We start from the raw sequence: 19,445 nt of genomic DNA, 5'->3' as shown, positions 1-19,445 counted from the left end.
TATGGAGAATGGCTTGAAAGATTACAGCTTCTTTACCTCGCAGTGTAGCAGCCTGGGATCGCCCTCGCTAGGTTATGGCCGTTTTGTGTCGGGAGAGAACGAGATTATGCCCTTTTCCAAAGGTCTGCGGACCGCCCTGCTCGCCGCGCCGCTGATCGCCCCTCTTGCCCTGGCTTCTTTTGCCCTGGCTCCGGCGCAGGCCCAGACCCTGAACATCGGCATCGGCGGCGCCGTCACCTCGGCCGACCCGCACTTCTACAACGCCGCTCCGAACCACACCCTGGCCATGCACGTCTATGACTATCTGGTCGGCCGGGACGCCACGGCGCAGCCCCATCCGCAGCTCGCCGAGAGCTGGCGCACGGTGGAGCCGACGGTCTGGGAGTTCAAGCTGCGCCCCGGCGTCAAATGGCATGACGGCCGCGACTTCACCGCCGAGGACGTGGCCTTCACCATCGCCCGCGCGCCCAACGTGCCGAACAGCCCCGGCGGCATGGGCGGCTTCGTGCGCGCCATCACGCGCGTGGAGCTGGTCGATCCGCTGACGGTGCGCTTCCACACCGCCCAGCCGCATCCGCTGCTGCCGGTGGAGCTTGGCGCGATCTCGGTGATCTCCCGCCACGCGGGCGAGAATGCCTCGACCGAGGACTACAATTCCGGCAAGGCGGCGATCGGCACCGGACCCTACCGCATGCAGGCCTACCGCCCCGGCGACCGGGCCGAGCTGGTGCGCAACGATGCCTACTGGGGCGAGAAGGAGCCCTGGGAGAAGGTCAATCTGCGCTTCATCAACAATGATGGCGCGCGCAGCGCCGCCATCCTCTCGGGCGATGTCGACATCATCGACCAGGTGCCGGCCAGCGACCTGCCGCGGCTGAAGCGCGACGCGGGGATCACCCTGGCCGAGATCGAGGGCGTGCGGCTGATCTACCTGATGCCGGACTATTCCCGCACCGGCGAGGTTCCCTTCGTCGCCGACCATGAGGGCAAGCCCCTGGCCCGCAATCCGTTCCAGGATGTCCGGGTGCGGCGCGCCCTCTCCATGGCGATCCAGCGCGAGGCGCTGGCGGACCGGGTGATGGAAGGCACCGCCAAGCCCACCGGCCAGTGGCTGCCCCCCGGCACCTTCGGCTACAACCCGGCGGTCAAGCCGCTGGCCTACGACCCGAACGGCGCCAAGGCGCTGCTGGCCGAGGCCGGCTTCCCGCGGGGCCTGCGGATAACCCTGCACACGCCGAACGACCGCTACCCGAACGACGCCAAGACCGCCCAGGCGATCGCCCAGATGTGGACCCGCATCGGCGTGCAGACCCAGGTCGAGGCGCTGCCCTGGGCCAGCTTCTCCGTCCGGTCGAACCGGCAGGAGTTCGGCATGCGCCTCTCCGGCTGGGGCAGCACGACCGGCGAGGCCTCCTACCTCCTGGTCAACATCATCGGCACCTTCGACCGCGACAAGCGCACCGGCGCCAGCAACAGCGGCCGCTACTCCAACCCGGAGCTGGACGCGATGACCAGCCGCGCCGCCTCCACGATCGACGACGCGAAGCGGGAGAAGCTGCTGCAGGAGGCGGTGCGATACGCCATGGACGAGCAGGCCATCCTGCCGCTGTTCCAGCTGGTCAACACCTGGGCCCTGCGGAAGGGGCTGACCTATGTCCCGCGCATGGACGAGCGCACCACGGCCATGGGGGTGCGCCGGGAGAAGTGACGCGGCGGGCGGCCGGGGGAAGCTCCCGGCCGCCCTTCAGCCGGCCGCCCTTCAGACGGTGAACTGCTCGGCGATGATCCGTTCCGACAGGCCGTGATCGGGGTCGAAGAGCAGGGTCATCCGCACCGAGCGGTCCTCCCGCACCTCGACCGAGCGGATGTCGCGCACCTCGACATTGTCGGCCACGGCCGCGACGGGGCGCTTGCCGGGCTCCAGGATCTGGAACATCACCAACGCCTCCGAGGGCAGCAGCGCGCCACGCCAGCGCCGCGGGCGGAAGGCCGAGATCGGCGTCAGCGGCAACAGGTTCGCGCCCAGCGGCACGATCGGGCCATAGGCCGAGAGGTTGTAGGCGGTGCTGCCGGCCGGCGTCGCCACCAGGATGCCGTCGCAGATCAGCTCCGGCAGCCGCTCCTTGCCGTCGACCAGGATGCGGATCTTCGCCGCCTGCCGCGTCTCGCGCAGCAGCGAGACCTCGTTGATCGCCAGCGCCTCGCGCAGCCCCCCGGTGGCATCCAGCGCCCGCATCCGCAACGGGTGCAGGATGGCCGCCTGGGCGGCGGCGAGGCGCGGCAGCAGGTCGTCCTCATGGAAGGCGTTCATCAGGAAGCCGACGCTGCCGCAGTTCATGCCATAGACCGGCAGGTTGCGCCCGAGGAAGCGGTGCTGGGTCTCCAGCATGAAGCCATCGCCGCCCAGCGCCACCACCACCGCGGCCGCGTCCGGCGCGGCATCGCCATAGAGGGCGATGAAACGGTCCCGCGCCGTCTCGGCGACATCGGTGGCGGCGGCCAGGAAGGCGATGTGCCCGCGCAGGTCGGCCGGCAGCTCCGGCGCCTCGCCGAAACTGGAGCCATGGCCCAGCAAAGCCGCGGTCATGGCGCCGGCGTCAGTACTGCGCGCGGGCGGCGGCGCGATGCTCCAGCACCGGCATGTCCCGCCGGACGCGGGCGGTCAGCGTCGGGTCGATGCGGGCCGTCGCCCAGCCCTTCCCGTCGCTCGCGCGGGCGACGACATGGCCCCAGGGATCGGCGATCAGCGAATGCCCGTAGGTCAGGCGCGGCCCGGCCTTCTCCTGGTGCTGGCCCCAGGTGGCGGGGGCGGCGAACCAGCATTGCGTCTCGATGGCCCTGGCGCGGATCAGCACCTCCCAATGGTCCTTGCCGGTCTGCAGGGTGAAGGCGGCGGGCAGCATGATCAGCTCCGCCCCCGCCCGGCGCAGGGCCAGGAAGAGCTCGGGGAAGCGGACATCGTAGCAGATGGCGCAGCCCACCCGGATCTCGCCGGCCTGGTAGGTCACCACCGCCTCGCCGCCGCCATAGGTGGCGCTCTCGCGGTAGCCGGTGCCGTCGGGCGTGGTGATGTCGAAGAGATGGACCTTGCGGTAGCGGGCCAGCTCCTGCCCCTCGGGGCCGAAGGCAAGGCTGGTGTTGTAGAGCTTCTCGCCCGCCGCCTCGCCAATGCTGCCGCCATGCACATGGACGCCGTGCCGGCGGGCCGTGTCGCGCAGGAACTCGTAGGCCTCGCCGCCCGGCGCGTGGGAACCGGCGGGCGGCAGGGCCTCGGCGGCGGCCAGCTTGGTCGGGCGGTCGCCGCCCAGGCAGGTCCACATCTCGGGCAGGACCAGCATCTGCGGCCGGTCCGCCTCGATCGCGGCCTCCATCAGGCCCCGCGCCTGGGCGATATTGGCGGCCTTGTCGTGGCCGGGATTCATCTGCACGACCGAAACACGCATGCGGGGCTTCCTTGCCGGCTCGGGGTCGGAGGGGGAGGCATCAAAGCGCCTTCCGGCCCTGTCCCGCAAGGCCGGCAGGACGCGCGCCCACGCTCAGGGCCGGCGCTCAGGACCGGCGGAGGCGCGCCGTCTTGCGCGCGATCGCCGCCGGCTGCGGGGAGAATTGCCGTCCCGCCGCGCTGTCCCGCCGCTTGCGGGCCGAGGTCTCGCGGTATTCGGCCTCGCTCAACCCCTCCCGTGCCTGGCGCGGCAGGTAGCGCTCACCGGTCTCGCGCGAGGAGCGGCCGGACCGGGTGCCCCAGTCCTCCCGCGTCCAGGCCGTCAGGTGATTGGCGCTGCTCCTGGCGCCGGAATAGCCGCCGCCCGCCTTCTTGTACGCCCGCACCGCCAGCTGCGCCTTGCGGGCCGACCATTGCCCCGGCTCGCCACCCTTGTCGCCCTGCTGCACCTCCGCCTTGACCTTCTCCCATAAGGCGGGGTCGGTCCGGGTCGCTCGATGGCCGGGCATGGCGGGCTCCTGGGCTGGGCAGAGCGACAACGCCGGGCCGGGGCGCGGCGTTGCCCGGCGCGGGGCGCCACGCGAAAGGGGCGGATGGTTGCCCATCCGCCCCTTCGTTCATCCCGGCCGGAGGAGACGGCTTACGCCGCGTCCTGCTGGCCCTCGGCCTCGGCCGCGACGGGCTTCGGACCGCTGTCCTGACCCTTGGCGGCGACGTCGCGCTCGACCAGCTCGATCACCGCCATGTCGGCGGCGTCGCCATAGCGCATGCCGGCCTTCAGGACGCGGGTGTAGCCACCCTGGCGGCCCTTGTAGCGCTCGGCGATGGTGGTGAAGAGCTTGTCCACCACCTTCGGGTCCATGATCTGCGCATAGGCCTGGCGGCGCGCATGCAGGTCGCCACGCTTGCCCAGGGTGATGATGCGCTCGACATACGGGCGCAGCTCCTTGGCCTTGGGCAGGGTCGTGGTGATCTGCTCGTGCTTGAGCAGGCTGGTCGCCATATTGCGGAGCATCGCAATACGGTGGGTGGAGGTGACGCCGAGCTTCCGGCCGGCAACCCCGTGACGCATGGTTCTATTCCTTCACGCGGCCGAAATCAGAACGGCTCTTCGATCTTCTTGGCGAGGTCCTCGATGTTCTCCGGCGGCCAGCCCGGCACGGTCATGCCCAGGCTCAGCCCCATGGAGGCGAGGACTTCCTTGATTTCGTTCAGCGACTTGCGGCCGAAGTTCGGAGTGCGGAGCATCTCCTGCTCCGTCTTCTGCACCAGGTCGCCGATGTAGACGATGTTGTCGTTCTTCAGGCAGTTCGCGCTGCGGACCGACAGCTCCAGCTCATCCACCTTGCGCAGCAGGTTGCGGTTGAAGGGCAGGTCGTCCTGCACCTCCTCCACGACGCGCTGGCGCGGCTCATCGAAGTTGATGAAGAGCTGCAGCTGGTCCTGCAGGATGCGGGCCGCCAGGGCCACGGCATCGTCCGGCGCGATCGTGCCGTCCGTCTCCACCGTCAGCACCAGCTTGTCGTAGTCGGTGCGCTGGCCGACGCGGGTCGGCTGCACCTGATACGCCACGCGGCGGACCGGGGAATAGATGGCATCGACCGGGATCAGGCCGATCGGGGCGTCCTCGGGCCGGTTCTCGGAGGCGGGCACATAGCCCTTGCCGATATCGACCGTCAGCTCCATCGACAGCTTGGCGCCGTCGTCGAGGGTGCAGATGACCAGCTCCGGATTGGCGATCTCGATGTCGCCGATGGTCTGGATCTGGCCCGCCGTCACCTCGCCCGGGCCGGTCGCGGTGAGCTGGAGGCGCTTCGGCCCCTCGCCCTGCATCCGGATCGCCAGGCGCTTGATGTTGAGGACGATGTCCGTGACATCCTCGCGGACGCCCTGCAGGCTGCTGAACTCATGCAGCGCGCCATCGATGCGGATGGCGGTGACCGCCGCACCCTGGAGCGAGGAGAGCAGCACGCGCCGCAGCGCATTGCCGAGGGTCATGCCGAAGCCGCGCTCGAGCGGCTCCGCCACCACCGTCGCCGTGCGCGAAGGGTCGGCCCCGGACTCGACTTCGAGCTTCTCGGGGCGAATCAGGGAACGCCAGTTGCGCTCGAGCACGTTCGGTTTCTCCTGCAGCCTCGCCTCAGACCCGACGCCGCTTGCGCGGACGGCAGCCGTTGTGCGGGATGGGGGTCACGTCCTTGATGGCGGTGACATAGAAGCCGACGGCCTGCAGCGCGCGGAGCGCCGACTCGCGCCCCGAGCCGGGACCCGAGACCATGATCTCCAGCGTCTCCATGCCATGCTCGCGGGCCTTGCGGCCGGCATCCTCGGCGGCGACCTGCGCGGCATAGGGCGTAGACTTGCGGCTGCCCTTGAAGCCCTGGCTGCCGGCCGAGGACCAGGCGATGGCATTGCCCTGGCTGTCGGTGATGGTGACGATGGTGTTGTTGAACGAGGCGAGGACGTGCGCGACGCCGGAAGCGATATTCTTCCGTTCCTTCTTGCGCGGACGACCGGTGGGCTGACGGGCCATCTTACTTCGTCACCTTCTTCTTGCCGGCGATCGCCACGGCCTTGCCCTTGCGGGTGCGGGCGTTGGTGTGCGTGCGCTGGCCACGGACAGGCAGGCCCTTGCGATGACGCAGGCCGCGGTAGCAGGCCATGTCCATCAGGCGCTTGATGTTCATCGCGTTCTCGCGACGCAGGTCGCCCTCGACCCGGTACTCGCGGTCGATCAGCTCGCGGATCTTGAGGATCTCCTCATCCGTCAGCTGGTTGACGCGGCGATCCTCGGGGATGCCGAGCTGCTCGCAGATCACCTTCGCATTCGCCGGACCGATGCCGTAGATGTAGCGAAGGGAAATGAGAACGCGCTTGTTGGTTGGAATGTTCACGCCTGCGATGCGTGCCATTGAGTCCTGCTCCCGGAGCACGTGGCCCCTGTCCGATGACCGGCGGAAGCGCCGGCGAAGGTGATCGGCGCGCTGCGGTCACGTAATGGACCGCATGCAACCATCGTCGCGGCCGAGGAGGCCCCGACCGCGAGAGGCGCGGGTTTAACGGGGTTCGAGGCTGAGAGTCAAGGCGGAAGCCGGCTGCCGCGCCGCGCGGGGCCCGGCCGGAGCTTGCCTCCGGCCGGCGAGAGCCTAGCGGGCGAGGATCGCCTCGACCTGCCGGGACACCTCGTCCATCGAGGCCATGCCGTCCACGCTCCGCAGCTTCCCCTGCGCCGCATAATAAGGCAGCAGCGGCGCCGTCTGGCGGTGATAGGCCTCCAGGCGGGCGGCCACCGTCTCGGCCTTGTCGTCGGCCCGGCGCACGAACTCCGTGCCGCCGCAGGCATCGCAGACGCCCGGCTGGGCAGTGGGCTTGAAACTGTCGTGGTAACCCGTGCCGCAGCTCGCGCAGGTGAAGCGCCCGGCGATCCGCTCGACCAGGGCGCCGTCATCCACCTTCAGCTCGATGACGTGGTCGAGCTGCATGCCCTTCTCCCGCAGCATCAGGTCGAGCGCCTCGGCCTGCGGGGTGGTGCGGGGAAAACCGTCCAGGATGAAGCCCTGGGCGGCGTCCGGCTGGGAAACCCGGTTGGCCAGCATGGCGGTGATGATGGCGTCCGGCACCAGCCCGCCGCTCTCCATGATGGCCTTGGCCTGGCGGCCGATCTCGCTGCCGCTCTTCACCTCGGCCCGCAGCATGTCGCCGGTCGAGATCTGGGCCATGCCGTGCCGCTCCTCGAGCCGCTTCGCCTGGGTGCCCTTACCGGCCCCCGGGGGCCCCAGCAGAATCAGGTTCATGAACGCTCCATCCCCGCCATGACGCGCAACATCCACTCCATTGACCACTCCCCGGAGAAAGTCTCCCGGGGGGCACCCCTTTACCGCAGGCGCGGCATGCCGCCGCGGCCGCCTCCCATTCGCGCCTTCTTGATCAGCCCCTCATACTGATGGGCGAAAAGATGCGACTGGACCTGGGCGACGGTGTCCATGGTGACCGAAACGATGATCAGAAGGGAAGTGCCGCCGAAATAGAAGGGCACGCCGTACTGGCTGATCAGGATCTCGGGCAGCAGGCAGACGACGCAGAGGTAGATGGCGCCCACCGCGGTCAGGCGGGACAGCACCCGGTCGAAATAGTCCGCCGTGGCCTGGCCGGGCCGGATTCCCGGCACGAAGCCGCCATGCTTCTTCAGGTTGTCGGCCGTCTCCGTCGGGTTGAAGACCACCGCCGTGTAGAAGAAGGCGAAGAAGATGATCAGGGCGACATAGAGGCCCATGTAGAGCGGCTGGCCATGCGCCAGGGCGGCGCCGATCCGCGCCAGGACGCCCTCGCCGGTCTGGTCGCCGGAGAAGCCGGCGAAGGTCGCGGGCAGCAGCAGCAGGGAGGAGGCGAAGATCGGCGGGATCACGCCGGCCGTGTTCAGCTTCAGCGGCAGGTGGGTGTTCTCGCCGCCGAACATGCGGTTGCCGACCTGGCGCTTCGGATACTGGATCGGGATGCGCCGCTGCGCCCGCTCCATGAAGACCACGAAGGCGATGACCGCCAGCGCGATGACCAGGAAGGCCATGATGAAGACGGTCGAGAGCGCGCCGGTGCGGCCCAGCTCCAGCGTCGCCACCAGGGCATGCGGCAGGTTGGCGACGATGCCGGCGAAGATGATCAGGCTGATGCCGTTGCCGACGCCACGGGCGGTGATCTGCTCGCCCAGCCACATCAGGAACATGGTCCCGCCGACCAGCGTGACCAAGCAGGAGAGGCGGAAGAAGGCGCCGTTCTCGTAGACCGCCGGCCCGGTCGGTCCCTGCATCGATTCGAGGCCGACGGCGATGCCATAGGCCTGGAAGATGGCGATGAAGACCGTCAGGTAGCGGGTGTACTGGTTCAGCTTCTTGCGGCCGGATTCACCCTCCTTCTTGAGGGCCTCCAGCGTCGGCACGGCCGCGGACATCAGCTGGATGATGATGCTGGCCGAGATATACGGCATGATGTTGAGCGCGAAGACCGTCATGCGGCCCAGCGCGCCACCCGTGAACATGTCGAACATGCCCAGGATGCCGCCGCCATGCTGGCGCAGGATCTCCGCCATCACCCCGGCATCGACGCCGGGCACGGGCACATAGGTGCCGATGCGGTAGACGATCAGCGCGGCCAGCGTGAACCAGATGCGCTTCTTGAGCTCGGTGGCCTTGGACAGCACGCCGAGATTGAGATTGGCCGCGAGCTGTTCGGCGGCGGACGCCATGGCTTCGCCCTTCATTGTCCCAAGGGCCACATGACTGCGGCGCCGGGGGCTCATCCCGCGGCGCCGCTGCCAGCCCTGTCGATGCATCACCTAGCCCCCCCGAGGCGGGGGGCGCAACAGGCGTTACGCCGCGGGCGCTTCTTCCTTGGCCGGAGCCAGCACCGTCACGGAACCGCCCGCCGCCTCGACCGCCGCGATGGCCGCCGCGGAGGCGCCGGCCACGGCGATCGTCACGGCGCGCTTGATCTCGCCGCGCGCCAGCAGGCGCACGCCGGCGATCTTGGCGCCGGTACGGACCAGGCCCGCCGCCTCCAGCGCCGCCTCATCGATCGCCTGACCGGCCGGCAGGCGGCCGGACTCGATGGCGGCGTCGATGGTGCCGATGTTGATCGGCGCGTATTCCTTGCGGAACGGATTGACGAAGCCCCGCTTCGGCAGGCGCCGGTAAATCGGGAGCTGACCGCCCTCGAAGCCGTTCAGCGACACGCCGGTGCGGGCCTTCTGACCCTTGACGCCACGGCCCGAGGTCTTGCCCTTGCCGGAGCCGATGCCGCGGCCGACGCGCTTGAACTTGTTGCGCGCGCCGTCATTGTCGCGCAGTTCGTTCAGCTTCATCTCACTTCTCCGTGGTCTCGCCCACCTGGATCAGGTGCGCGACCTTGCGGATCATGCCGCGCACGGCCGGAGTATCCTCCAGCTCCCGCGTGCGGCGGATCTTGTTGAGCCCGAGCCCGATCAGCGTCTCGCGCTGGCCGGGCTTGCGGCCGATGGGGGACGCGATCTGCGTCACCCGAACGGTCTTCTTGGTCTCAGACACTGGCAGCCTCCTGCGCCGGCTCCGCGTCCTTGCGCGGGCCCAGCAGGTCGGAGACCTTCTTGCCACGGCGCGAGGCCACAGCCCGGGGGCTGGTGCAGCGCGTCAGGGCGGCGAAGGTCGCCTTGACCATGTTGTGCGGATTCGTCGTGCCGGTGCACTTGGCGACGACATCGCCCATGCCCAGCGTCTCGAACACCGCGCGCATCGGACCGCCGGCGATGATGCCGGTGCCGGCCGGCGCCGCACGCAGGATCACGCGGCCGGCACCGAACTCGCCGATCACGTCGTGATGCAGGGTGCGGCCCTCGCGCATCGGCACCCGGACCATGGTCCGCTTGGCGCGCTCGGTCGCCTTGCGGATCGCCTCCGGAACCTCGCGCGCCTTGCCGGCGCCCCAGCCAACCCGGCCCTTTTCGTCACCGACCACGACCAGGGCGGCGAAGGAGAAGCGACGGCCACCCTTCACCACCTTGGCCACGCGGTTGATCGTGACCAGCTTGTCCTTCAGCTCATCGCCGGGCTCACGCTCGGTGTTGCGCTCCGGACCCCTGCCGCGGCCGCGATCGCGATCACCGCCGCCGCCGCTCCTCGGTTCACGTGCCATATTCAGTGCTCCTTAGAACGACAGCCCGCCCTCGCGGGCGCCGTCCGCCAGGGCTTTCACCCGGCCGTGATACAGGTAGGGCCCGCGATCGAAGACGACCTCGGTCACCCCCGCCGCGATGGCGCGCTCGGCCAGCAGCTTGCCGATGGCCGAGGCCGCGTCGCGATCCGCGCCGGTCCGCAGGCTCTCGCGCTGCGTCTTCTCCAGCGAGGAGGCGGCGGCGAGAGTGCGCCCCTCCTTGTCGTCGATGACCTGGGCGTAGATGTGCTTGCCAGAGCGGAAGACGGAAAGCCGAGGCCGACCGCCGCTCTTGAGCCGGAGCTGGAAGCGCAGACGGGCGCGACGCCGCTCCTGAAGAGAGAGCTTGTTCGACATCTTACTTCTTCTTCCCCTCCTTCCGGAGGATCACCTCGTCCGTGTACCGCACGCCCTTGCCCTTATAGGGCTCGGGGCCGCGGAAGGCGCGGATCTCGGCCGCCACCTGGCCCACCACCTGCTTGTTCACGCCCTCGACCTTGATGGCGGTCGGACGCTCGGTGGTGATCTTGATGCCGTCCGGGATCGCGTAGCGGATCTCGTGGCTGTAGCCGAGGTTCAGCACCAGCTCCTTGCCCTGGACCGCGGCGCGGTAACCCGTGCCGGTGATCTCCATGGACTTGGAGAAGCCGGTGGAAACGCCGGTGACCATGCCGTTGATCAAGCTGCGGGTGGTGCCCCACAGCGTGCGCGAGCGACGGTCGGAGCCGAGCGGCTTCACCGAAACCTGGTTGTCCTCCACGTTCACCTCGACGGCATCCGTCACCAGCGGCAGGGACAGCTCGCCGAGCTTGCCCTTGGCCGAGAGGACGCCATCCTTCAGCGCGACGGTGACGCCGGCGGGAACGGAGACGGGGTACTTGCCAACGCGAGACATGCGGACCCCTCCCTCAGAACACGCGGCAGAGGACCTCGCCGCCAACATTGGCAGCGCGGGCCTCGTTGTCGCTCATCACGCCACGCGGCGTGGAGAGGATGGAAATGCCGAGCCCGTTGTAGAACTTCGGCAGCTCCTTGATCTTGGAGTAGACGCGCCGGCCAGGCTTGGAGACACGCATGATCTCCTTGATGGCGGGCTCGCCCTCGGAATACTTCAGCTCGATGTCGAGCACGCTCACGCCCGGGCGGACCTGCTCGGAGCGATAGGCGCGGATGAAGCCTTCACGCTTCAGAACCTCGAGCACATCGGCGCGGAGGCGGCTAGCGGGCGAGGTGACACGCGCCTGACGGGCACGGTGCCCGTTGCGGATGCGGGTCAGCATATCGCCCAGCGGATCGGACAGCGACATGCGGCCCCCTTACCAGCTCGCCTTGACGAGACCCGGGATCTGGCCGTTCGAGGCCAGGTCACGGAGCGCGTTACGGCTCAGCTTGAACTTGCGGTAATTGCCACGCGGGCGGCCGGTCAGCTCGCAGCGCAGGCGCACGCGAACCTTGGCGCCGTTGCGCGGCAGCTCGGCGAGCTTCAGCGTCGCTTCGAAACGCTCCTCGACCGGCAGCGCACGATCCATGATCGTGGCCTTCAGCGCGGCGCGCTTGGCGGTGTGCAGCTTCGAGAGTCGCGCGCGGCGATTGTTCTTCTCGACAGCCGATGTCTTGGCCATGCGGTCTAATCCTCCGGAACCTGCCCGGCCCCCGCCGGGGCGCAGGGCGGTTTTCCAAACTCAGTTGGCGAAGGGAAGGTCGAAGCCCTTCAGCAGGGCCTTGGCTTCCTTATCCGTCTTCGCCGTCGTGACGAACACGATGTCCATGCCGCGAACCGCATCCACCTTGTCATAGCTGATCTCGGGGAACACGATCTGCTCCTTCAGGCCCAGGGAGAAATTCCCCCGGCCGTCGAAGCCCTTATTGCCCGGCAGGCCGCGGAAGTCACGCATGCGCGGCAGCGCGACGGTGACCAGGCGGTCCAGGAACTCGTACATCCGGGCGCGGCGCAGCGTCACCTTGCAGCCAATGGCCTGGCCCTCGCGGATCTTGAAGCCCGCGATCGCCTTCCTGGCCTTGGTCTTGACCGGCTTCTGGCCGGCGATGACGGTCAGATCGGCCAGCGCGGCGTCCAACTTCTTCTGGTCGCCCGCGGCCTCGCCCACGCCCATGTTGATGACGATCTTGGAGAGCTTCGGGACCTCCATCGGGTTCCCGTAGCCGAACTCCTCGACCAGTTGCTTGCGCAGCAGCTCAGCATAGCGCTGCTGCATGCGCGGCAGTTCCTTCGCCTCGCTCATGCGTCGATCACCTCGCCGGAGGCCTTGGCCACACGGACCTTCTTGCCGTCCTCAAGCACCTTGAAGCCGACGCGGGTCGGCTTGTCGGACTTCGGGTCGATCAGGGCGATGTTGGAGAGGTCGATCGACGCCTCCTTCTCGACAATGCCGCCCTGCTGCCCCATGCCCTTCGGCTTGGTATGGCGCTTCACGATGTTCAGGCCCTGCACGACGGCACGACCCTCGGCGGTCAGCACGCGCAGCACCTCGCCGCGCTTGCCCTTGTCCTTGCCCGTGAGGACCTGGACGCGATCGCCCTTCTTGATCTTCGCGGCCATGGTTACAGAACCTCCGGCGCCAGCGAGATGATCTTCATGAACTTGCGCGCGCGCAGCTCACGGACCACCGGGCCAAAGATACGGGTGCCGATCGGCTCGTTCTGCTTGTTGATCAGAACGGCGGCGTTGCGGTCGAAGCGGATGGCGGTGCCGTCCTGCCGGCGCACCGGATAGGCGGTGCGCACGATCACGGCGCGCTGCACGTCACCCTTCTTCACCTTGCCGCGCGGAATCGCTTCCTTCACGGACACCACGATGATGTCGCCGACCGAGGCGGTGCGGCGCTTGGAGCCGCCCAGCACCTTGATGCACTGCACGCGGCGCGCACCGGAATTATCGGCGACCTCGAGGTTGGACTCGACAATAATCATTGGTCAGGTACCGTCCTCAGGCCTGCGGCGCAGCCGGGGCCGTGCCCGCGGCGAAGCCCGGCGTCTCGACCGCGGCGCCATTGCGCTCGATCACCAGCCAGGTCTTCCGCTTGCTGATCGGCCGGCACTCCTCGATCGCCACGACGTCGCCTTCCTTGCACAGGTTGGCATCGTCATGCGCGGCGTACTTCTTCGAGCGCCGGATGAACTTCTTGTAGAGCGGATGCATCACGCGACGCTCGACCAAGACCGTCACGGTCTTGTCCATCTTGTCGCTGACCACCCGCCCGGTGAGGACGCGCTTCGGCATAGCCGGGGTCTCCTCGTCAGGCCTTTGCGGCCGAGCGGGACTGCTCGGCCAGGACGGTCTTAACACGGGCGATATCGCGACGCACCACCTTGATGCGGGAAACCGCCTCAAGCTGGCCAGTCGCGCGCTGGAAGCGGAGGTTGAACTGTTCCTTCCGCAGATCCAGCAGCATCGCCTTCAGCTCGTCCGGGGTCTTGGTCCGGACATCCACGATCTTCGTCATCGACTCAGGCCTCCGCCGCGCCCAGGCGGGTCACGAGCTTGGTCTTGATCGGCAACTTCGCCGCGCCGAGGGTCAGTGCCTCGCGCGCCGTCTCCACGGAGACGCCGTCGATCTCGAACATGATGCGGCCGGGCTTGACACGGGCCGCCCAGTACTCCGGCGCGCCCTTGCCCGAACCCATGCGGACTTCCGCCGGCTTCGTGGAGACGGGAACGTCCGGGAAAATGCGGATCCACACCCGGCCCTGACGCTTCATGGCGCGGGTGATCGCGCGGCGCGCCGCCTCGATCTGCCGGGCGGTCACCCGCTCCGGCTCCAGCGCCTTCAGGCCAAAGCCGCCGAAGGACAGGGTGAACCCGCCCTTCGCCACGCCCTTGATGCGGCCCTTGTGCGCCTTACGGAACTTCGTGCGCTTCGGGGAAAGCATTGTCTCTTATCCTCAGCGCTGCGGAGCCTGCTCCGCCGCGCGCTTATCCTGCGCCAGCGGGTCATGCGCCATGATCTCGCCCTTGAAGATCCAGACCTTCACACCGCAGGTGCCATAGGTCGTCTTCGCGGTCGCCGTGCCGTAGTCGATATCGGCGCGGAGCGTGTGCAGGGGCACGCGGCCCTCGCGATACCACTCCATGCGCGCGATCTCCGCCCCACCTAGACGGCCGCCGCAGTTGATGCGGATGCCGCCGGCGCCGAGGCGCATCGCGGACTGCACGGCGCGCTTCATCGCGCGGCGGAAGGCCACGCGGCGCTCCAGCTGCTGCGCGATGCTCTCGGCGACGAGCTGGGCCTCGATCTCGGGCTTGCGGATCTCGACGATGTTCAGCGCCACCTCGGCCCCGGCGAGCTTCGCCAGATCCTTGCGCAGCACCTCGATGTCGGCGCCCTTCTTGCCGATCACGACGCCCGGGCGGGCGGCGTGGATCGTCACGCGGGGCTTCTTCGCCGGGCGCTCGATGACCACCTTGGACACGCCGGCGCCCTTCAGGCGGGCCTTCAGCGTGTTGCGGAGCTTCAGGTCGTCATGCAGCAGGCGCGAGTAGTCGGCATCGGCGAACCAGCGGGAATCCCAGGTCCGGTTGATGCCGAGCCGCAGCCCGATCGGATTGACTTTGTGACCCATGTTACGCGGCCTCCTGCTGCGCCGGCGCGGCGTCCGGCTGCTTCTCGGCAACCACGATCGAGAGATGGCTGAACCACTTCTCGACCCGCGCCGCCTTGCCGCGGCCACGCGCATGGAAGCGCTTCATGACCACCGCGCGGCCCACCTCCACCTTCGAGACGACCAGACGGTCGACATCGAGCTGGTGGTTGTTCTCCGCGTTGGCGATCGCGCTCTCCAGCGTCACCTTCACCGTCTGGGCGATGCGGCGCTTGGAGAAGGTCAGGGTCGCCACGGCGTCCTGGGCCTTGCGACCGCGGATCAGCCCGGCCACCAGGTTCAGCTTGTAGGGCGAGACCCGGATATTGCGGGTCACGGCCTTCGCCTCGGTCTCGGCCAGCAGGCGGGGATGCTTCGGCTTGCTCATCGCCTTAGCCCCTCTTCGCCTTCTTGTCCGAAGAATGCCCGGTGAAGGTCCGCGTCGGCGAGAACTCGCCGAACTTGTGGCCCACCATGTTCTCCGAAACCTGAACCGGAATGAACTTCTTGCCGTTGTAGACACCGAAGGTCAGACCGACGAACTGCGGCAGGATCGTGCTCCGGCGCGACCAGATCTTGATGACCTCGTTGCGCGTGGAGGCACGGGCCGCTTCCGCCTTGTTCAGCAGGTAGCCGTCGACAAACGGCCCCTTCCAGACACTGCGCGACATCGCGGTCAGCCCTTCGTCACGTTGCGGCGACGGACGATCAGCTTGTCCGTACGCTTGTTGGTGCGGGTCTTGTAACCCTTGGTCGGCTTGCCCCACGGCGTGACCGGGTGGCGGCCGCCCGAGGTCCGGCCCTCACCACCACCATGCGGGTGGTCGACCGGGTTCATGACGACACCGCGGTTGTGCGGCTTACGGCCCAGCCAGCGGGAGCGGCCGGCCTTGCCCAGATGCTGGTTCTGGTTGTCCGGGTTGGACACCGCGCCGATCGAGGCGATGCACTCGCCGCGCACCAGGCGCAGCTCGCCGGACATCAGCTTGATCTGCGCATAGCCGGCATCCTTGCCGACCAGCTGGGCATAGGTGCCCGCCGAACGCGCGATCTTGCCACCGGCACCGGGCTTCATCTCGATGTTGTGGATGATGGTGCCCACCGGAATCGAGCCCAGCGGCATCGCATTGCCCGGCTTGATGTCCACGCGCTCGCCGGCCACGACCGTGTCGCCGACCTTCAGGCGCTGCGGCGCGAGGATATAGGCGAGCTCGCCATCCTCGTACTTCACCAGCGCGATGAAGGCCGTGCGGTTGGGATCGTACTCCAGCCGCTCGACCGTCGCGGGCACGTCGAACTTGCGCCGCTTGAAGTCGATCACGCGGTAGGTCTGCTTGTGCCCACCCCCGCGGAACCGGACCGTGATGCGGCCGTGATTGTTGCGGCCGCCGGAGTGGTTCTTCCCCTCCGTCAGCTGCTTGACCGGCTTGCCCTTGAACAGCTCGGAACGGTTGATGAGAACCGTCCCGCGCGAGCTCGGGGTGACCGGGTTAAAGTGCTTCAGCGCCATGGCTTTAAGCGAGCCCCGTGGTGAGATCGATGCTCTGGCCCTCGGCCAGGCGCACGATCGCCTTCTTCCAGTCGGAGCGCTGGCCCTCGCGGCCACGCACCCGCTTGGTCTTGCCCTTGGTCAGGATCGTGTTGACGGACAGAACCGTCACGCCGAACAGACCCTCGACAGAGGCCTTGATCTCCGGCTTGGTCGCGGACAGCGGCACCTTGAAGGTGACCTGATGCTGCTCCGCGAGGCCGGTGGCCTTCTCCGTCACGACCGGCGCGAGGATGGTCAGGTACATCTTCTCGCGCGAGATCACGGGCTTCTTGGTCGCGGTCTCGCTCATGCCAGCCGCTCCTTCAGAGCCTCGACGGCCTGGCGGGTCACCGCCAGAACGTCGTGATTGAGGATGTCGTAGACGTTCGCGCCCATGGAGGGCAGGACGTTCACATGCGGAAGGTTGCGGACCGCGCGGCCGAAGCCGTCCTCGACCGCCGCATCCACCACCAACGCGCTCTTCCAGCCCAGCGCCTTGACCTTGGCGGCCATGGCGGAGGTCTTCGCCGCATCGCCCAGCGACGCGGCGTCGAGCACGATCAGCTTGCCCTCGGCGGCCTTCTGGCTCAGCGCGCTGATCAGGCCCAGACGACGGACCTTCTTGTTCAGCGCATAGCCATGGTCGCGGACCACAGGCCCGTGCACCACACCACCGGTGCGGAACTGCGGCGCACGCAGCGAGCCCTGGCGGGCGTTGCCCGTGCCCTTCTGACGGTAGGGCTTCTTGGTGGTGCCGGAGACCTCGCCCATGCCCTTCACCTTGTGGGTGCCGGCACGGCGCTTGGCGAGCTGCCAATGCACCACGCGCGCCATGATGTCGGCGCGGGGAGAAGCCGCGAACAGCGCCTCGGGGAGCTCGATCTCGCCCGCCGTGGCATTGTCCAGCGTGATGACAGGAACCTGCATCGTCCTTACCCTCAGGCCACGGCCGCGGGGAACGGCGCGTCAGCGTGGCGCGCGGTCTTCACCGCATCCCGCACCAGCACATAACCGCCCTTCGCGCCAGGCACCGCGCCCTTGACCAGCAGCAGGCCCTTGTCGAGGTCGAAACCAGCGACCTCGAGGTTCTGCGTGGTCACGCGCTCAACACCCAGATGGCCAGCCATCTTCTTGTTCTTGAAGGTCTTGCCCGGGTCCTGACGGTTGCCCGTCGAACCGTGGCTACGGTGCGAGATCGAGACGCCGTGCGTCGCCTCGAGGCCGGCGAAGTTCCAGCGCTTCATGGCGCCGGCAAACCCCTTGCCCTTCGAGGTGCCCGTCACGTCGACGATCTGGCCCTTCACGAAATGATTCGCGGAGAGCGCGGCGCCGGGGTCCAGCAGGGCGTCAGCCGCCACACGGAACTCCACAACCTTCTTCGGAGCCTCGACACCCGCCTTGGCGAAGTGACCCTTGTTGGGCTTCGAGACGTTCTTCGGCTTGGCCAGGCCGAAGCCCAGCTGCACCGCATCGTACCCGTCCTTCTCCGCCGTGCGGGTGGCCACCACGCGCACCTGGTCCAGGTGCAGCACGGTGACGGGCACGGTGGAGCCGTCGTCGTTGAACAGCCGGGTCATGCCCAGCTTCTTCGCGATCAGGCCGGTACGGCCATTCTTCGCGGCCATGGCAGATTGCTCCCCCGGGCCTTAGAGCTTGATCTCGACATCCACGCCGGCAGCGAGGTCGAGCTTCATCAGCGCGTCCACGGTCTGCGGGGTGGGGTCGACGATATCAAGCAGACGCCGATGAGTCCGGATCTCGAACTGCTCACGGCTCTTCTTGTCGACATGCGGGGAGCGGTTCACGGTGAACCGCTCGATCTCTGTCGGCAACGGAATCGGCCCGCGCACGCGCGCGCCGGTCCGCTTCGCGGTGTTGACGATCTCCCGCGTGCTGCCATCCAGCACGCGGTGATCGAACGCCTTGAGGCGGATGCGGATGTTCTGGCTGTCCATCGTCTGGCGCCTATCTCTGCCCGCGTCCGTTACGCGCTGATCTTGGCGACGACGCCGGCGCCGACGGTGCGGCCGCCCTCGCGGATGGCGAAGCGCAGGCCCTCGTCCATGGCGATCGGCGCGATCAGCTCGACGTCCATCGACACGTTGTCGCCCGGCATCACCATCTCGACGCCTTCCGGCAGCGTCACCACGCCCGTCACGTCCGTCGTGCGGAAGTAGAACTGCGGACGATAGTTGGTGAAGAACGGCGTGTGACGGCCACCCTCCTCCTTCGTCAGCACATAGGCCTCCGCCTTGAACTTCGAGTGCGGCTTGATCGAGCCCGGCGCCGCCAGAACCTGGCCGCGCTCCACGTCCTCGCGCTTCGTGCCGCGCAGCAGCGCGCCGATGTTGTCGCCCGCCTCGCCGCTGTCCAGCAGCTTGCGGAACATCTCGACGCCCGTCACCGTCGTCTTCGTCGTGTCCTTCAGACCGACGATCTCGACTTCCTCGCCGACCTTGATGATGCCGCGCTCCACGCGGCCCGTCACCACCGTGCCGCGGCCCGAGATCGAGAACACGTCCTCGATCGGCATCAGGAACGGACGGTCCTTCGGACGCTCCGGCTGCGGAATGTAGGCGTCCACCGCCTCCATCAGCTTCAGCACCGCCTGCTCGCCCAGCTCCGGGTTCTTGTCCTCCAGCGCCATCAGCGCCGAGCCCTGGATCACCGGAATGTCGTCGCCCGGGAACTGGTAGGAGGACAGCAGCTCGCGCACCTCCATCTCCACCAACTCCAGCAGGTCGGGGTCCGCCATGTCGCACTTGTTCAGGAACACCACCAGCGCCGGAACGCCAACCTGGCGCGCCAGCAGAATGTGCTCCCGCGTCTGCGGCATCGGGCCGTCGGCCGCCGACACCACCAGGATCGCGCCGTCCATCTGCGCCGCGCCCGTGATCATGTTCTTCACGTAGTCGGCGTGGCCCGGGCAATCCACATGCGCGTAGTGACGGTTCGCCGTCTCGTACTCGACATGCGCCGTCGAGATCGTGATGCCGCGAGCCCGCTCCTCCGGCGCCTTGTCGATCTGGTCATACGCCGTGAACGACGCACCGCCCGACTTCGCCAGAACCTTGGTGATCGCCGCCGTCAGCGACGTCTTGCCATGATCCACATGCCCGATCGTGCCAATGTTGCAGTGCGGCTTCGTCCGCTCAAACTTAGCTTTCGCCATTGTCTTCGTTCCCGATCGGGTCT

The 19,445-nt window shown here is 68.0% G+C and carries 32 protein-coding genes; 1 reads left to right on the top strand and 31 read right to left on the bottom strand.

Translation table 11 applies throughout. The annotated features are described in order from the left end of the window. Positions 1-106: 106 nt before the first annotated feature. Entirely contained in the window at positions 107-1,708 is a 1,602-nt protein-coding gene (locus D9598_RS04640) for an ABC transporter substrate-binding protein (protein WP_198365234.1), read from the top strand. Between the two features lie 51 nt (positions 1,709-1,759). Here the strand turns inward: D9598_RS04640 and D9598_RS04635 are convergent, their stop codons facing one another. From D9598_RS04635 to tuf, 31 genes are all read right to left on the bottom strand, one after another. Next, on the bottom strand, positions 1,760-2,587 hold the full coding sequence (locus D9598_RS04635) for an NAD kinase (RefSeq protein ID WP_198365233.1): 828 nt from the start codon (positions 2,585-2,587) through the stop codon (positions 1,760-1,762). 10 nt (positions 2,588-2,597) lie between these two features. Beyond that, the gene (locus D9598_RS04630) at positions 2,598-3,443 is read right to left on the bottom strand and encodes a carbon-nitrogen hydrolase family protein (RefSeq protein ID WP_198365232.1); all 846 of its coding nucleotides are present in this window, start codon (positions 3,441-3,443) and stop codon (positions 2,598-2,600) included. 106 nt (positions 3,444-3,549) lie between these two features. After that, positions 3,550-3,951 carry a hypothetical protein gene (locus tag D9598_RS04625; protein ID WP_198365231.1) on the bottom strand — a complete coding sequence of 134 codons (402 nt, stop codon included), beginning with the start codon at positions 3,949-3,951 and terminating at the stop codon, positions 3,550-3,552. Positions 3,952-4,082: 131 nt separating this feature from the next. Then, positions 4,083-4,514, bottom strand: a complete 432-nt coding sequence (gene rplQ, locus D9598_RS04620) for a 50S ribosomal protein L17 (protein ID WP_198365230.1) — start codon at positions 4,512-4,514, stop codon at positions 4,083-4,085. Positions 4,515-4,540: 26 nt separating this feature from the next. After that, the gene (locus D9598_RS04615) at positions 4,541-5,557 is read right to left on the bottom strand and encodes a DNA-directed RNA polymerase subunit alpha (RefSeq protein WP_198365229.1); all 1,017 of its coding nucleotides are present in this window, start codon (positions 5,555-5,557) and stop codon (positions 4,541-4,543) included. Positions 5,558-5,582: 25 nt separating this feature from the next. Beyond that, entirely contained in the window at positions 5,583-5,975 is a 393-nt protein-coding gene (gene rpsK, locus D9598_RS04610) for a 30S ribosomal protein S11 (RefSeq protein WP_099096438.1), read from the bottom strand. 1 nt (position 5,976) lies between these two features. Beyond that, the gene (gene rpsM, locus D9598_RS04605; RefSeq protein WP_040613072.1) at positions 5,977-6,354 is read right to left on the bottom strand and encodes a 30S ribosomal protein S13; all 378 of its coding nucleotides are present in this window, start codon (positions 6,352-6,354) and stop codon (positions 5,977-5,979) included. 234 nt (positions 6,355-6,588) lie between these two features. Then, positions 6,589-7,236: an adenylate kinase gene (locus tag D9598_RS04600; RefSeq protein WP_198365228.1), complete on the bottom strand. Its 648-nt coding sequence runs from the start codon at positions 7,234-7,236 to the stop codon at positions 6,589-6,591. Between the two features lie 80 nt (positions 7,237-7,316). Beyond that, positions 7,317-8,681, bottom strand: a complete 1,365-nt coding sequence (secY, locus tag D9598_RS04595) for a preprotein translocase subunit SecY (protein WP_198365227.1) — start codon at positions 8,679-8,681, stop codon at positions 7,317-7,319. Positions 8,682-8,804: 123 nt separating this feature from the next. Further along, the gene (gene rplO / locus D9598_RS04590; RefSeq protein WP_198365226.1) at positions 8,805-9,296 is read right to left on the bottom strand and encodes a 50S ribosomal protein L15; all 492 of its coding nucleotides are present in this window, start codon (positions 9,294-9,296) and stop codon (positions 8,805-8,807) included. A 1-nt stretch (position 9,297) separates the two neighbouring features. Further along, complete coding sequence (rpmD, locus tag D9598_RS04585; protein WP_198365225.1) at positions 9,298-9,498, bottom strand: 50S ribosomal protein L30; 201 nt, start codon at positions 9,496-9,498, stop codon at positions 9,298-9,300. Beyond that, positions 9,491-10,102 carry a 30S ribosomal protein S5 gene (rpsE, locus tag D9598_RS04580; RefSeq protein WP_198365224.1) on the bottom strand — a complete coding sequence of 204 codons (612 nt, stop codon included), beginning with the start codon at positions 10,100-10,102 and terminating at the stop codon, positions 9,491-9,493. Before rpsE ends, rpmD begins: the two co-directional genes overlap by 8 nt. A 12-nt stretch (positions 10,103-10,114) precedes the next feature. Further along, positions 10,115-10,477: a 50S ribosomal protein L18 gene (gene rplR, locus D9598_RS04575; RefSeq protein WP_198365223.1), complete on the bottom strand. Its 363-nt coding sequence runs from the start codon at positions 10,475-10,477 to the stop codon at positions 10,115-10,117. 1 nt (position 10,478) lies between these two features. Further along, positions 10,479-11,015, bottom strand: a complete 537-nt coding sequence (gene rplF / locus D9598_RS04570) for a 50S ribosomal protein L6 (RefSeq protein WP_198365222.1) — start codon at positions 11,013-11,015, stop codon at positions 10,479-10,481. Positions 11,016-11,028: 13 nt separating this feature from the next. Then, positions 11,029-11,427 carry a 30S ribosomal protein S8 gene (rpsH, locus tag D9598_RS04565; protein WP_198365221.1) on the bottom strand — a complete coding sequence of 133 codons (399 nt, stop codon included), beginning with the start codon at positions 11,425-11,427 and terminating at the stop codon, positions 11,029-11,031. A gap of 9 nt (positions 11,428-11,436) precedes the next feature. After that, on the bottom strand, positions 11,437-11,742 hold the full coding sequence (rpsN, locus tag D9598_RS04560; protein WP_198365220.1) for a 30S ribosomal protein S14: 306 nt from the start codon (positions 11,740-11,742) through the stop codon (positions 11,437-11,439). Between the two features lie 60 nt (positions 11,743-11,802). Beyond that, positions 11,803-12,363, bottom strand: coding sequence for a 50S ribosomal protein L5 (gene rplE / locus D9598_RS04555; protein WP_198365219.1), 561 nt, complete (start codon positions 12,361-12,363; stop codon positions 11,803-11,805). Continuing rightward, positions 12,360-12,680, bottom strand: a complete 321-nt coding sequence (gene rplX / locus D9598_RS04550; RefSeq protein WP_198365218.1) for a 50S ribosomal protein L24 — start codon at positions 12,678-12,680, stop codon at positions 12,360-12,362. Before rplX ends, rplE begins: the two co-directional genes overlap by 4 nt. A 2-nt stretch (positions 12,681-12,682) precedes the next feature. Beyond that, positions 12,683-13,051: a 50S ribosomal protein L14 gene (gene rplN / locus D9598_RS04545; RefSeq protein WP_007004412.1), complete on the bottom strand. Its 369-nt coding sequence runs from the start codon at positions 13,049-13,051 to the stop codon at positions 12,683-12,685. A gap of 16 nt (positions 13,052-13,067) precedes the next feature. Then, a complete protein-coding gene (gene rpsQ, locus D9598_RS04540) occupies positions 13,068-13,361 on the bottom strand; it encodes a 30S ribosomal protein S17 (RefSeq protein WP_198365217.1) in 294 nt (97 codons plus the stop codon). A gap of 16 nt (positions 13,362-13,377) precedes the next feature. Further along, complete coding sequence (gene rpmC / locus D9598_RS04535) at positions 13,378-13,584, bottom strand: 50S ribosomal protein L29 (protein ID WP_198365216.1); 207 nt, start codon at positions 13,582-13,584, stop codon at positions 13,378-13,380. A gap of 4 nt (positions 13,585-13,588) precedes the next feature. Next, on the bottom strand, positions 13,589-14,011 hold the full coding sequence (gene rplP / locus D9598_RS04530; RefSeq protein ID WP_198365215.1) for a 50S ribosomal protein L16: 423 nt from the start codon (positions 14,009-14,011) through the stop codon (positions 13,589-13,591). Positions 14,012-14,023: 12 nt separating this feature from the next. Next, on the bottom strand, positions 14,024-14,701 hold the full coding sequence (gene rpsC, locus D9598_RS04525; protein ID WP_198365214.1) for a 30S ribosomal protein S3: 678 nt from the start codon (positions 14,699-14,701) through the stop codon (positions 14,024-14,026). A gap of 1 nt (position 14,702) precedes the next feature. Next, positions 14,703-15,107: a 50S ribosomal protein L22 gene (rplV, locus tag D9598_RS04520; RefSeq protein WP_198365213.1), complete on the bottom strand. Its 405-nt coding sequence runs from the start codon at positions 15,105-15,107 to the stop codon at positions 14,703-14,705. A gap of 4 nt (positions 15,108-15,111) precedes the next feature. Continuing rightward, positions 15,112-15,390, bottom strand: a complete 279-nt coding sequence (gene rpsS, locus D9598_RS04515; RefSeq protein WP_076958669.1) for a 30S ribosomal protein S19 — start codon at positions 15,388-15,390, stop codon at positions 15,112-15,114. Positions 15,391-15,395: 5 nt separating this feature from the next. Beyond that, positions 15,396-16,229, bottom strand: a complete 834-nt coding sequence (gene rplB / locus D9598_RS04510) for a 50S ribosomal protein L2 (RefSeq protein ID WP_198365212.1) — start codon at positions 16,227-16,229, stop codon at positions 15,396-15,398. A 4-nt stretch (positions 16,230-16,233) separates the two neighbouring features. Next, positions 16,234-16,560 carry a 50S ribosomal protein L23 gene (locus tag D9598_RS04505; RefSeq protein WP_198365211.1) on the bottom strand — a complete coding sequence of 109 codons (327 nt, stop codon included), beginning with the start codon at positions 16,558-16,560 and terminating at the stop codon, positions 16,234-16,236. Then, entirely contained in the window at positions 16,557-17,177 is a 621-nt protein-coding gene (gene rplD, locus D9598_RS04500; protein WP_198365210.1) for a 50S ribosomal protein L4, read from the bottom strand. Before rplD ends, D9598_RS04505 begins: the two co-directional genes overlap by 4 nt. An 11-nt stretch (positions 17,178-17,188) precedes the next feature. After that, positions 17,189-17,875, bottom strand: coding sequence for a 50S ribosomal protein L3 (rplC, locus tag D9598_RS04495; protein WP_198365209.1), 687 nt, complete (start codon positions 17,873-17,875; stop codon positions 17,189-17,191). Between the two features lie 21 nt (positions 17,876-17,896). Continuing rightward, positions 17,897-18,205 (bottom strand): 30S ribosomal protein S10, encoded by a 309-nt coding sequence (gene rpsJ / locus D9598_RS04490; protein ID WP_007004401.1) that lies wholly within the window; start codon positions 18,203-18,205, stop codon positions 17,897-17,899. Between the two features lie 29 nt (positions 18,206-18,234). Beyond that, positions 18,235-19,422, bottom strand: a complete 1,188-nt coding sequence (gene tuf, locus D9598_RS04485) for an elongation factor Tu (protein WP_198365208.1) — start codon at positions 19,420-19,422, stop codon at positions 18,235-18,237. Positions 19,423-19,445: the final 23 nt, after the last annotated feature.

The organism is Roseomonas sp. KE0001, assembly GCF_016107285.1.
GTDB lineage: Bacteria > Pseudomonadota > Alphaproteobacteria > Acetobacterales > Acetobacteraceae > Pseudoroseomonas.
This window is presented reverse-complemented; position numbering and strand designations above follow the sequence as displayed.

Excerpts from the sequence above, each read along its gene's own strand:
- D9598_RS04640 (WP_198365234.1), top strand. The coding sequence starts at position 107 with ATGCCCTTTTCCAAAGGTCTGCGGACCGCCCTGCTCGCCGCGCCGCTG.
- D9598_RS04635 (WP_198365233.1), bottom strand. The coding sequence starts at position 2,587 with ATGACCGCGGCTTTGCTGGGCCATGGCTCCAGTTTCGGCGAGGCGCCG.
- D9598_RS04630 (WP_198365232.1), bottom strand. The coding sequence starts at position 3,443 with ATGCGTGTTTCGGTCGTGCAGATGAATCCCGGCCACGACAAGGCCGCC.
- D9598_RS04625 (WP_198365231.1), bottom strand. The coding sequence starts at position 3,951 with ATGCCCGGCCATCGAGCGACCCGGACCGACCCCGCCTTATGGGAGAAG.
- rplQ (WP_198365230.1), bottom strand. The coding sequence starts at position 4,514 with ATGCGTCACGGGGTTGCCGGCCGGAAGCTCGGCGTCACCTCCACCCAC.
- rpsK (WP_099096438.1), bottom strand. The coding sequence starts at position 5,975 with ATGGCCCGTCAGCCCACCGGTCGTCCGCGCAAGAAGGAACGGAAGAAT.
- rpsM (WP_040613072.1), bottom strand. The coding sequence starts at position 6,354 with ATGGCACGCATCGCAGGCGTGAACATTCCAACCAACAAGCGCGTTCTC.
- D9598_RS04600 (WP_198365228.1), bottom strand. The coding sequence starts at position 7,236 with ATGAACCTGATTCTGCTGGGGCCCCCGGGGGCCGGTAAGGGCACCCAG.
- secY (WP_198365227.1), bottom strand. The coding sequence starts at position 8,681 with ATGGCGTCCGCCGCCGAACAGCTCGCGGCCAATCTCAATCTCGGCGTG.
- rplO (WP_198365226.1), bottom strand. The coding sequence starts at position 9,296 with ATGAAGCTGAACGAACTGCGCGACAATGACGGCGCGCGCAACAAGTTC.
- rpsE (WP_198365224.1), bottom strand. The coding sequence starts at position 10,102 with ATGGCACGTGAACCGAGGAGCGGCGGCGGCGGTGATCGCGATCGCGGC.
- rplR (WP_198365223.1), bottom strand. The coding sequence starts at position 10,477 with ATGTCGAACAAGCTCTCTCTTCAGGAGCGGCGTCGCGCCCGTCTGCGC.
- rplF (WP_198365222.1), bottom strand. The coding sequence starts at position 11,015 with ATGTCTCGCGTTGGCAAGTACCCCGTCTCCGTTCCCGCCGGCGTCACC.
- rpsH (WP_198365221.1), bottom strand. The coding sequence starts at position 11,427 with ATGTCGCTGTCCGATCCGCTGGGCGATATGCTGACCCGCATCCGCAAC.
- rpsN (WP_198365220.1), bottom strand. The coding sequence starts at position 11,742 with ATGGCCAAGACATCGGCTGTCGAGAAGAACAATCGCCGCGCGCGACTC.
- rplE (WP_198365219.1), bottom strand. The coding sequence starts at position 12,363 with ATGAGCGAGGCGAAGGAACTGCCGCGCATGCAGCAGCGCTATGCTGAG.
- rplX (WP_198365218.1), bottom strand. The coding sequence starts at position 12,680 with ATGGCCGCGAAGATCAAGAAGGGCGATCGCGTCCAGGTCCTCACGGGC.
- rplN (WP_007004412.1), bottom strand. The coding sequence starts at position 13,051 with ATGATTATTGTCGAGTCCAACCTCGAGGTCGCCGATAATTCCGGTGCG.
- rpsQ (WP_198365217.1), bottom strand. The coding sequence starts at position 13,361 with ATGCCGAAGCGCGTCCTCACCGGGCGGGTGGTCAGCGACAAGATGGAC.
- rpmC (WP_198365216.1), bottom strand. The coding sequence starts at position 13,584 with ATGACGAAGATCGTGGATGTCCGGACCAAGACCCCGGACGAGCTGAAG.
- rplP (WP_198365215.1), bottom strand. The coding sequence starts at position 14,011 with ATGCTTTCCCCGAAGCGCACGAAGTTCCGTAAGGCGCACAAGGGCCGC.
- rpsC (WP_198365214.1), bottom strand. The coding sequence starts at position 14,701 with ATGGGTCACAAAGTCAATCCGATCGGGCTGCGGCTCGGCATCAACCGG.
- rplV (WP_198365213.1), bottom strand. The coding sequence starts at position 15,107 with ATGAGCAAGCCGAAGCATCCCCGCCTGCTGGCCGAGACCGAGGCGAAG.
- rpsS (WP_076958669.1), bottom strand. The coding sequence starts at position 15,390 with ATGTCGCGCAGTGTCTGGAAGGGGCCGTTTGTCGACGGCTACCTGCTG.
- rplB (WP_198365212.1), bottom strand. The coding sequence starts at position 16,229 with ATGGCGCTGAAGCACTTTAACCCGGTCACCCCGAGCTCGCGCGGGACG.
- D9598_RS04505 (WP_198365211.1), bottom strand. The coding sequence starts at position 16,560 with ATGAGCGAGACCGCGACCAAGAAGCCCGTGATCTCGCGCGAGAAGATG.
- rplD (WP_198365210.1), bottom strand. The coding sequence starts at position 17,177 with ATGCAGGTTCCTGTCATCACGCTGGACAATGCCACGGCGGGCGAGATC.
- rplC (WP_198365209.1), bottom strand. The coding sequence starts at position 17,875 with ATGGCCGCGAAGAATGGCCGTACCGGCCTGATCGCGAAGAAGCTGGGC.
- rpsJ (WP_007004401.1), bottom strand. The coding sequence starts at position 18,205 with ATGGACAGCCAGAACATCCGCATCCGCCTCAAGGCGTTCGATCACCGC.
- tuf (WP_198365208.1), bottom strand. The coding sequence starts at position 19,422 with ATGGCGAAAGCTAAGTTTGAGCGGACGAAGCCGCACTGCAACATTGGC.